This window comes from Streptomyces sp. NPDC054849, from assembly GCF_053610945.1.
Map to the genome: position 1 here is coordinate 1 of NZ_JBSGZI010000166.1, position 10,197 is coordinate 10,197.

6 protein-coding genes and 3 pseudogenes are annotated in these 10,197 nt (G+C 69.5%); 5 read left to right on the forward strand and 4 right to left on the reverse strand.

The window, feature by feature from the left end; genetic code table 11:
• Positions 1 to 92: 92 nt before the first annotated feature.
• A pseudogene (locus ACWGIF_RS37005) lies at positions 93 to 1,003 on the reverse strand (IS5 family transposase).
• Positions 1,004 to 1,039: 36 nt separating this feature from the next.
• Here ACWGIF_RS37005 and ACWGIF_RS37010 point away from each other — a divergent pair.
• Positions 1,040 to 1,669 carry a class I SAM-dependent methyltransferase gene (locus ACWGIF_RS37010; protein ID WP_184560548.1) on the forward strand — a complete coding sequence of 210 codons (630 nt, stop codon included), beginning with the start codon at positions 1,040 to 1,042 and terminating at the stop codon, positions 1,667 to 1,669.
• 94 nt (positions 1,670 to 1,763) lie between these two features.
• Here ACWGIF_RS37010 and ACWGIF_RS37015 read toward each other — a convergent pair.
• Together ACWGIF_RS37015 and ACWGIF_RS37020 are read right to left on the reverse strand one after the other, a co-directional pair.
• A pseudogene (locus ACWGIF_RS37015) lies at positions 1,764 to 2,205 on the reverse strand (fatty acid desaturase family protein); the annotation flags it as partial.
• Positions 2,206 to 2,391: 186 nt separating this feature from the next.
• Entirely contained in the window at positions 2,392 to 2,730 is a 339-nt protein-coding gene (locus ACWGIF_RS37020; protein WP_453504147.1) for a MerR family transcriptional regulator, read from the reverse strand.
• Positions 2,731 to 3,912: 1,182 nt separating this feature from the next.
• Here ACWGIF_RS37020 and ACWGIF_RS37025 point away from each other — a divergent pair.
• Together ACWGIF_RS37025 and ACWGIF_RS37030 are read left to right on the forward strand one after the other, a co-directional pair.
• Positions 3,913 to 4,266: a ferrous iron transport protein A gene (locus tag ACWGIF_RS37025; RefSeq protein WP_453504149.1), complete on the forward strand. Its 354-nt coding sequence runs from the start codon at positions 3,913 to 3,915 to the stop codon at positions 4,264 to 4,266.
• A 138-nt stretch (positions 4,267 to 4,404) separates the two neighbouring features.
• Positions 4,405 to 4,775: pseudogene (locus ACWGIF_RS37030) on the forward strand (transposase); the annotation flags it as partial.
• 536 nt (positions 4,776 to 5,311) lie between these two features.
• Here ACWGIF_RS37030 and ACWGIF_RS37035 read toward each other — a convergent pair.
• The gene (locus tag ACWGIF_RS37035) at positions 5,312 to 5,524 is read right to left on the reverse strand and encodes a hypothetical protein (protein WP_453504150.1); all 213 of its coding nucleotides are present in this window, start codon (positions 5,522 to 5,524) and stop codon (positions 5,312 to 5,314) included.
• Between the two features lie 120 nt (positions 5,525 to 5,644).
• On the opposite strand from ACWGIF_RS37035, the gene ACWGIF_RS37040 reads away from it, so the two are divergent.
• Positions 5,645 to 6,067: an ATP-binding protein gene (locus ACWGIF_RS37040; RefSeq protein WP_453504152.1), complete on the forward strand. Its 423-nt coding sequence runs from the start codon at positions 5,645 to 5,647 to the stop codon at positions 6,065 to 6,067.
• Between the two features lie 98 nt (positions 6,068 to 6,165).
• Positions 6,166 to 10,140, forward strand: coding sequence for a hypothetical protein (locus ACWGIF_RS37045; RefSeq protein ID WP_453504154.1), 3,975 nt, complete (start codon positions 6,166 to 6,168; stop codon positions 10,138 to 10,140).
• Positions 10,141 to 10,197 lie beyond the last annotated feature (57 nt).

A 10,197-nucleotide genomic window follows, 5' to 3' on the forward strand; every position in this document is an offset into this window, starting at 1 on the left:
ACTCGGTCCGCACGCGGTCCACTTCGCGTGTATCCACACATTCAGAATGCCCGTCACGAGCATCCCGAACCGTCAGACCTAACGGAGTCCTACTAGGGCGTGTCTGACAAATGATCACCTGGTCGATTCACGAAGCCAGAGAATCAGCGAGACCAGGATGACTCCGGCGCGGTAGCGAGTGGCGAGCTTGTCGAACCTGGTGGCGATCGCACGGAACTGCTTGAGACGGGAGAAGCATCGCTCGACCACGTTGCGGTCGCGGTAGACCTCTTTATCGAAGACGGGTGGGCGGCCGCCGAGGTTGCCGCGTCGACGGCGGTTGGCGATCTGGTCGCGGCGTTCGGGAATCGTGGCAGTGATGCCCCGACGCCGCAGCAGGTGGCGGATCGCCCGGCTGGAATAGGCCTTGTCGCCCAGCACCCGCGTCGGCGTCGTGCGCGGGCGGCCCGTGACGATGCGTGGGATGCAGATCTCGTCAAGGACCTGGGTGAACGCGGTGGCGTCGTTGACATTGCCGGGCGTGAGCACGATCGACAATGGCAGGCCCCGGCCGTCGACAGCGAGGTGGACCTTGGTGGTCAGCCCGCCTCGGGAGCGACCAAGGGCCTGGCGTGCCTGTGAGCGGCCCGGATCTTCCAGATTGTCCCGGCCTGCTGCCCCCTTTTGCGTGCGCCGGCGGCGTGCTGATGGGCCCGGTTGATCGTGGAATCGACGGCGACTGTCCATTCCACCCGGTCCATCGCGTCGTCGCGGCCTGGACGTGCTCCAACAGTCTTGCCCAGGTGCCGTCCGCCTCCCAGCGGGCGAACCGCTCGTAAACGGTCTGCCACGGCCCGTACCGCTGGGGCAGGTCGCGCCAAGGAGCCCCAGTCCGCAGCCGCCACAACACACCATTGACCACCTGCCGGTGATCACGCCATGGACGGCCACGTCCGTCCGCCTGCGGCAGCAGGGGCTCTATCCGCTCCCACGCCGCGTCTGTCACCTCGCCTCGAGCTGCCACAAGATTGATTATCGGACCGGCTATAAGGTCCTCCCTGTGGCGAATCATCAGGACGAGACCAGGGCGGCCTACGACGGAGTCGTTGAGCTGTACGCATCGCTGTTCGCAGACCGGCTGGAGACGCAGCCGTTCGCCCGGGCCATGATCAGCACTTTCGCCGAACTGGTGCGCGCGACGGGCAACCTGCGGGCAGCGGACGTTGGATGCGGGCCCGGACATCTGACGGCCATGCTGCACGAATTGGGCCTGGACGCCTTCGGACTCGACCTGTCCCACGGCATGGTCGACCACGCTCGACGGGCCAACCCGGCGCTGCGCTTCCAGGAGGCGCGGATGGAGTCCTTGCCGATCGAGGACGGCGTGCTCGGCGGCGTACTGGCCCACTACTCAATGATCCACACCCCACCGGACGAACTGCCAGAGCTGCTCGCCGAGCAGGTCCGCGTCCTGGCGCCGGGTGGCGTGCTCCTGGTCTCCTTCTTCGGGACCGACGGACCGGAGCCGGTCCAGTTCGACCACAAGGTCGCACCTGCCTACAGCTGGCCGGCGGACCACCTCGCCGAACTGCTGACCGATGCCGGGCTCGTTCCTTTCGCTCGGCTGCTCCACGACCCGGCCTCCGAACGGGGCTTTCTCGACGCACACCTGCTGGCCCGCCGCCCATAGGTTCTGCCCGGCAAAAGGTGCGAGCTGGTCGGCGTGCCTCCGGACCGCCTACTCAACGGGCGCTCGCTGATTCGACAAGAATTGTCAGACAGGTCCTAGCCGCGCGGGCCTGGTCCTGCGTCCAGACGAAGATGTCCGGGTCGAGGTCGGGATCGAGGTCCTCGTGGTTGGGGTTGGCGTGGTGACGGGTGTGCTTGTCTTGCCACCAGCCGTACCCCATGCCGATGCCGAGGTTCCCGGCGACGCGCCCGGACACCTCGCTGCCCTTGCGCAGCCGGGCTGCCGGTGGGCAATGTCGTGCGCGAGCAGCGCCACCTGCCCGAACACGAAGGCCAGAAAACCGGCCACCAGCAGCGTCCACCAACTGTCGCCGATAGAACGAAGGCCGTCCATCCGGCGGCGTACAGGGCCGTCACGGCCGCGATGCGCAGTGCGTATTACCCGGAGCGCCGGGCCATGAGCCCGGCCTCCTGGATCTTCCGGGAGAGCCGGGCGAAGTCGCTCCCCGCATCCGCCCGTATGAGAGGGGGACGCATCGCACATACCCGGGACAAAACGGAATCGACGTACGCCTCAGTGCGCCCCTTCCGTTCCCACTCCCAGCGAAACGCCGGCCGGGCCGGCCCGGCGTTGCCGCTGAGGCGGGCTGCTCCACGCCGCCCTCGCTCTGGGCTTCCTTTCGGCGGCCAGCACCTCCGCGGAGCGGGAGGGTGCGTACTGCCTCAGGCCGCGGCCGTCGGGTTCGCCGGTTCGGCAGTGCGGCGGTATGCGGCGTTGATGCGCTGGGCTTCTTCGAGCTGGTCTTCGAGGATGACGATGCGGCAGGCGGCCTCGATGGGCGTGCCCTGGTCGACGAGTTCCCGGGCGCGGGCGGCGATGCGCAGTTGGCAGCGGGAGTAGCGGCGGTGTCCGCCGGCGGAGCGGAGCGGGGTGATCAGGCGGGCCTCTTCGATGGCGCGGAGGAAGCCCTGGGTGGTGCCGAGCATGTCGGCGGCTCGGCCCATGGTGTAGGCGGGGTAGCCGTCGTCGTCGAGACGGCTGATCGGGTCGTCTGCTGTCATCGCACCTCACTGCGAAACAGGTGGGGGAAAGGGGGTCAGAACGCGGGGAGGGGCCCTGGTGCGTACGACACCAGGGCCCCGAAGGAACTGCTACACCATCTGCCGGCCCTTAGTACTGCGCCGGCCTTCTGTGTCCGCATGCCCGACCGAGATGCTGTCGGGGTACGGGGATCGCGGATGCGTGACCGGAGACCACCTCACTATCGATGTCCTGCGGTACCCGGACTCGCGTGGCGTCCGGGCGATCCTGATGGCGCTTTCGCTCCTCCGTTCATCCCTCTGGGATCACTTCACTTACCAAACGGTACTGCTGGGTACTGCTCTCACTGCGGTACTGCACCTACTGCTAACGCTGGTAATGCCTACTTCTGTACCGCGAACTGCTTGTACTGCTCGTGGCCTGATTTAGCGCCACGTTTCGGCAGCCAGCCCCGTCGCCCATCCTGCGTCTGCTCTGGCTTAGAACCCCACTGCCGAACCTCCCGGTGCGCGCGCCCGCAGCCGACGCCTTCACCGAGGTACCGCTCACCGACTTCACTGCTGGGTACTACGGACTGCACTTGCGGGTACTGCATCTGCGTTACTGCGGTACTGCTCACGGCGGCCCCTGATCACTGCGGGCCACCCGGTCCGGTCGCCAGCCCCGTCGCCGTCCTGCACACATTGGCTTCGGAACTCCGCCACCGCACCGTCCTGCGAACTGCAACTTCGGGTACTGCTGGCACTGCTGCCCGGCAGTTCGTCTCTGCCAGGCCCTGCGGTCTCTCTGCGTTACGAGAGAAACCATAACCACACCACCACCCAATGTCTACTCCGGCCGACGTAGATTTTCGCGTGTTCGACAGCGAGGTAATCGGCCTCGAATGGCGACACGGATAGGGCGCAAGGCGGTCATCGCCGGGTTAACCGCCGCGGGCCGGGGCACATGCAACAGGCAGACAGCAGGGGGCGACCGGTCGCACCGGGTGGTGGCGGCGCGTTGGCGCTGCCGGGCGAGGAGGGCGCTTACGGTCTTGCCTCCGGTCGCCTGGCGCAATGGCACCCAGTCACAGCCGCTCCTCTCCTCATGGCACCAAGCAGCGCACCCGGCATTGGTTGAACCTCACTGAGAGGGACACCGCCAGTTACGGGACAGCCTTCATCTTCTGGCGCTCCTGAAGTGGTGCGGGCAGAGTGGGCGGCATGACAGACAGTTCCGGCCCTGTTCCTGAGGATGTAGGCGACCGCCAGGCGATAGAGCACATCCTCGGTCGTCCCTTGAGCCAGGCATGGCCGACGGGTGCACTGGCACCGGGCAGCCGGGTCACGGTCGTTCGCGACCAGGACTGGGACGGCCCTTGGCAGGTCGAGTTTCTCGGAACGATCGATGCCATGGGTGCACCCGAACCCAACGCACATGCCCAGGCGCTCAGGGGCGAGCTGCTGTATTGGGTGACCTTCGACGAGTCGCAGTACGACTGCGACGGGGCCGGTCCCTATCGCAAGGCCCAGATCTGGGGTCGGTACCTACGGGCCGAGCAAGAGCCCGAAGCGTAGGGATACCGCGCCTCATCTTCCGCTCGACTCGTCCGCCGAACCGGGTCGCTCACCTGGGCATTCGCCGGACGTGGGGGCGGCCTCCGTCTGATCATGTGCTCCGACCAAGGCGCACGTGACCATGACGAAGGCCGTGAGGTGAGTCTGCTGCCTGATGCTGTCCGGGGGGAAGCGTTCGCGGAAGCGTCCCGCTTCCGGGGCGAGTTCTACGAGTGTCTGACCGCCCGACGCGATGAGTTGTTCGAGCTCCTGGACGCGGTGCTGTGTGCGGACGGCGCGGTGAAGTCACCGGTGGACCTGACGCTGTTGCGCGAGCATCGTCGCGGGCACGGAGCGATGTACGGCGGCCTGAACCACGGCCGGATCGACGTCGACAGGCTACGGACGCTGCTGGCAGGGCTGCCCTTGCCGCGATTCGGCGGTGGACGCCTGGTCTGGCGGTCGATGTGTCACCGTGGCTCCGCTCGGACGCGCCGTGTTCAGCGGAGCGGCTGTTCTGCCACGTCTTTCCGGCGTTCCGCTGATGGTGCGGGCAGCCGGTCGCTAGGGTTCAGCGCAGGAAGATCGGGTGCCGGGGGTGGCGCGTGCGGGTACGTGTGTGGGCGGCGGGAATCGTGGCGCTCGCCAGCCTGGGTATTGCGCCGGCGGTCGTGCTGGCCTTGGCGGGGAACGCCGCCACAGAGACTTCAACCTGGCCCTGGCTGCTGTGATGAGCTCCGAAAGCACCCGTGGCGGTCGCTCGGCGTCTTCGGGCCAACTGCAGTCGTGGCAGCCGGTACGGCGGCGTGGCTGCACTTGCGTCCGCCAACTGCCCTGAACGCCCCCCGCCACCCCCGCCCGTGGCTGTCCCGGACTGGTTCATCGACCGGGTCCAGAGCCGCGGCGCGGCCGCTGCGGTGTGCCGCGGCCGCGGCGCTGTGGGCATCACCACCTCCCTGTGGGGCGCGGGAGGTTTCGGCAAGACCACGCTGGCCACTGCCGTGTGCGCCCGCCGACGCGTGCGGTGGCGGTTCCGGTCCCGCGTGTTCCCTCTCCGGCCCCGGAGCTATACCGTCACCATCGGCCGGGACGTCCGCGGACGAGCAGCTTTGGCGGCCAAGGTCGTCGAGGTCACCCGATTCATCACCGGCGACACCACCGAGTTCGACGACCCCGCTCTGGCCGGCGCCGCCTTGACCGTCTCGCCGAAGCTGCGCATGTTGTCGTCCGGCCCGACCTCGCCGTCACCGCTGTCGTCGGCACTCACCATGGCGGTCACCTCCCCGACAGTCAGGCTCACGCACCGTGACTCGGCCTGTCCAGGGAGCGCACTCGTACAGTTGGTTTGTACGAGTCCGCGTGGTGTTGAACGAGCTTGGCCAGGCGGGATCTTGGCGGCATGACCGCACCTTCCGGCCGCGCCCGGACCCTCGTACGCGTGTTCTCTCAGCGTTTCACCAGCACCCGTCGCGGGGCCCGGCTCGCGCGCCAGCCGGCCCTCGTCGAGCTCCACGACCGGGACTTCCCCGAATCCATCGCGCCCTCCGCCGACGCCGGGCTCCTCGTGGCCGAGCTCGCCGCCAACGCCGTCCGCCACGGCCGCGTCCCGGGGCGCGACTTCGAGCTGAAGCTGACCCTCCTGGAGGGCATCCTGCGTGTCGAGGTCTCCGACGCGCGCCGCGACCGCCGTCCGGCCGTGCAACCGCACGCCTACCGGGCGGAGTACGGGCTACGGCCTGCGGATCGTGGACGCCGTCGCCGCCGACTGGGGCGTCACGGACCGCCTCATCGGCAAGACGGTCTGGGCGGAGCTGACCCGTAGCCGGTGACCCCCTGCGGGGCTCATGTAGTGGGCATATAAGCTCCGCCTGCCCGTCGTGTGACAGTCACCGGACGGGGACATGCTGAGCTGGGGGCTCCATGAGATTGCTGCCGTCGGGCAGAAGTAGACGCGAGAGACCGGGGAGGGGCAGGGCCGCGGCCGCGTCCGGGGCCCTGCTGCTCGGCCTCCTGGCGTCGTTCACCGGTCAGACCGGAGCCGCTGCCGCGGCGACGCCGCCGCCGCCCGCTGCCCTGCCGCAGTCCGGCGCTGCCGCCTCCGCTGCTCCGGAGTCGGGCCCCAAGGCCACAGCGCCGAAGAGCGATCCGGCGGGCGACCGCGAGGCCGTAGTGCGCTCGCTCCAGCAGAGCGGCCAGGCGGCCGGCGCCTGCCCGGCGGACCTGCAGCCGAGCACGATCGTCAACTGCACGGTGGAGCCGAACACGACGGCGTCGTTCTCCGTCGCGCTGTCCGCGCCCGACGTGGTCGTCCTGCAGCTCGCCACGTCGCCCGGGACCATACTGCCCAAGCTGGTGTCGCCCACGGGCACCCCCGTGACCTGCGAGCACGTGCGGGGTGCGGGCGACTACACGTACGGGGCGGTCCGCTGCTCCGCCGCCCAGGCGGGCACCTACACGATGAAGGTCCAGAACGGCACGGGCTCGCAGACCCAGATATGGACCTCGTACCTGCCGCTGGCCTCGTCCACCACCTGCAAGACCGTCGCTCCCGCCGACCGCAGGCTCGGCGCCCCCAAGGTGTTCCAGGGCTCCCTGCCGGCCGGTTCCGCAGGTGACTGCTACACGCTGGACCTGGTCGCGAACGACGTGCTCCGCAGCTACTCGTCCTCGAAGGACGTCCACCACAGCGTCTACGACGCGACCGGCAAGCAGATCTGCGCCAGCGTCTACGCCTGGCAGAACACCGGCAGCGTTGCGCTCGACTGCAAGCTCGTCGGAACCGCGCCGTTCCGGATGATGGCGATCAGTGCCTTCGGGGCCAGCCAGGCAGCCTACGACGTCACCCTGGCACGGCTCTCCCGCCCGGAGGGCTGCGCAGTGGTGGAGCCGCTGGCGTTCGGGACCTCCCCGGACCTGAGCTCCACGGCGCGCTGCCGGACTTTGCGGGTCTCCCAGCCCGCCTGGTACTCCTTCGGCCCGATCGCGTCCGGTCAGGCCCCTGCCGGAACGCTGTTCGCCGCGGCCGACGCCGTCATCCCGGGACTCTGCCAGTACGGCGGATGCGATCTGCCCGCCGGCGACCACACGTGGGCGGCCACTCCCACGCCCGAGGCCCCCGCCGCCTTCGGCATGGCACTCCACTCCGCCAAGGAGACCCGGGGCTGCACCGCCACCCACGACAACGGTCTCGTCGCCGGGCCGGCGACCGGCACCTTCGGCGGACCCGGGCAGAAGCTGTGCCTTACCCTGCCGACCGCCTCCGGGAAGGGCGTGTACCTGCTCGACCGGACGCCCGCCGGCGGGCAGGCCGTCAGCGCCGTCGTGTACGACGCGTCCGGCCTCAAGCAGTGCGAGTACTCCGGCTACTACCCGGTCTGCAAGCTGACCGGTACCGCGCCCTTCCGGGCCGTCCTGACCGGCACGCCGTCGCAGGCGTACGCGCTGGCGGTCCACCGGACCGGTGAGGCCGCGGGATGCGCGACCTGGCCGCGGACCGGCTTCGACGGATCGGTGGGGGCGCAGGTGTCGCTGGTTGCGGGCGGCCTGCAGTCCTGCCTGAGCCTGCCTGCCGACCAGCATGCGGCCGCCGAGGTGCTGGCCTACTCCCAGCCCTTCAACCGGGAGTGGGCGACGTTCTACGTCGCCGACCCCGCGGGCAACGTCGCGTGCCTCGGCGGTGCCGTCCTGACGTGCCCCCTCACGCCCGGCACCCCGTACACCGTGATGCTGGTCGGACAGGCCGACACCTACAAGCTGGCACGGCGTGACATCTCGGCGACGGCGAACTGCGCCGCCCCGGTGTCGACCAAGGTCGGCGGCCAGGCCGTGTCCGTCGACCTGCCCTCGGCGCTCGACGCCCGCTGCCTGCGGGTGAGCGGCGCTGCCACCGACAAGTTCTGGCTGAGCGCCCGGACGGCCGGCGGCACGAACGACCCCTCGGCGACGCTGCAGGTGGTCGACGCCGGCGGCAAGCACCTGTGCCGGCAGTACGCCGCGGCCTGCCGGGTCACCGGATCCACGTCGTACACCGCGATCGTCCACACCAAGGGCTACGCGGACAAGCCGATCCATACCGACGTGGACACCTGGAAGGTCGGCACGTCCGCGGGCTGGGCTGCGGAGTGCACCGCGAACCGGATCTCGGTGGCGGGCTTCCCGGCCCGCAGCGGGGTGCTGACGGAGACCTCCACCGCCTACTGCGCGGTCGTCGACATGAAGCCCTCGGAGAGTTTCGGCATAGGCGTGCACTTCACGTCCAACGACCTCGCCGCCCAGGCCACACCTGACCGGAGCCTGCTCGGCCCCGATGTGTGGGAGGGCACCGGCACCACGTCCGGGTACAGGTGTGACGGACACGGCCTCTGCTCCAGCGACAGTGATGCCAAGGCCGGCCAGGCCGTCCTGATGCTGAGCGCCGGAAGGACGGCCCTGCCGGTCGAATTCACCTTGACCGGATCCTGCGTCACGGCCTGCAGCGGGCAGCAGCCGAGCCCGTGGGTGTCCGGGATCAGCCCGGCGACCGGCCCCGCGGGGACGTGGAACCAGGCGGTCGTCCACGGCCAGAACCTCACCCTCAGCTCGGAACTCGTGCTGATGCCCAGCGGTACCCAGTACGAGCACGGCCCCTACCTCAAGCCGCTCTCCGTGAGCCCGGACGGGACCTCGATGAAGGTTCTGGTCGACACGACCGGCCTCAAGCCGGGCCTGTACGACGTCGGACGCTTCATCGGACACAGGATCACCAAGGCGTACACGGTGACGGCGCCCACGACCGCCACCGAGAGCCGGTTCGTGCCGCACGGCCCCTCCCGGTTCCTGGACACGCGTGACGGCACGGGCGCGACGAAGCAGCGCGTCGGTCCGGGCGGAGTGGTCACCCTGCAGGTCGCGGGCGTGAAGGGCATCCCGGCCGACGGGGTCACGGCCGTGGTGATGAACGTGACCGCGGTCCAGCCGACCGAGGCCGGGCACGTCATGGTCTACCCGAACGGGCAGCCGACGCCCAAGGTGTCGAACCTCAACTTCGCGCCCGGGCAGATCGTCCCCAACCTGGTGACGGTGCCGGTGGTGAACGGGAAGGTCGACCTGCGCAACAACGCCGGGTCGGTGGACCTGATCGCCGACGTCACCGGCTACTACACCGACCGGGCCGGGGCGGGCTCCGCGCTGAACCCGGTCACGCCGTCGCGGTTCCTGGACACGCGTGACGGCACGGGTGCCAAGAAGGAGCGCGTCGGACCGGGCGGGATCGTCACCCTCCAGGTCGCGGGCGTGAAGGGCATCCCGGCCGACGGGGTCACGGCCGTGGTCATGAACGTGACCGCGGTCCACCCGACCGAGGCGGGCCATGTGACGGTCTACCCCAACGGCCAGGCGGCGCCGGGCGTGTCGAACCTCAACTTCACGCCCGGGCAGATCGTCCCCAACCTGGTGACGGTGCCGGTGGTCAACGGCAAGGTCGACCTGCGCAACAACTCCGGGTCGGTTGACCTCATCGCCGACGTCACCGGCTACTACTCCCCGACCGGCTCGGCGTTCTCGGCCGGTGCGCCGGTCAGGCTGCTCGACACCCGGGACGGGACCGGCGCCCGCGCCGGAGCCGTCGGCGGGGGCAGCATCGTCAGCCTGCAGGTGGCCGGAGTCGAGGGCGTGCCGCTCACGGGGGTGACCGCGGTGGTCCTCAACGTCACCGTCACCAACCCCTCCCAGGCCGGCCACCTCGTCGTGCACCCGCACGGCACCGGGCGGCCGAACGTGTCGAACCTCAACTACACGGCCGGGCAGACCGTCTCCAACCTGGTGGTCGTCCCGGTGGTGGACGGCCGGGTGACGTTCTTCAACAACTCGGGCGCCGTCGACGTGATCGCCGACCTGAACGGCTACTTCACGTCCTGAGGATCCGCGGAGGAGCGAACCGGGGCCCCGGGGGAGAACACAAAAGGGCGGGCCCCC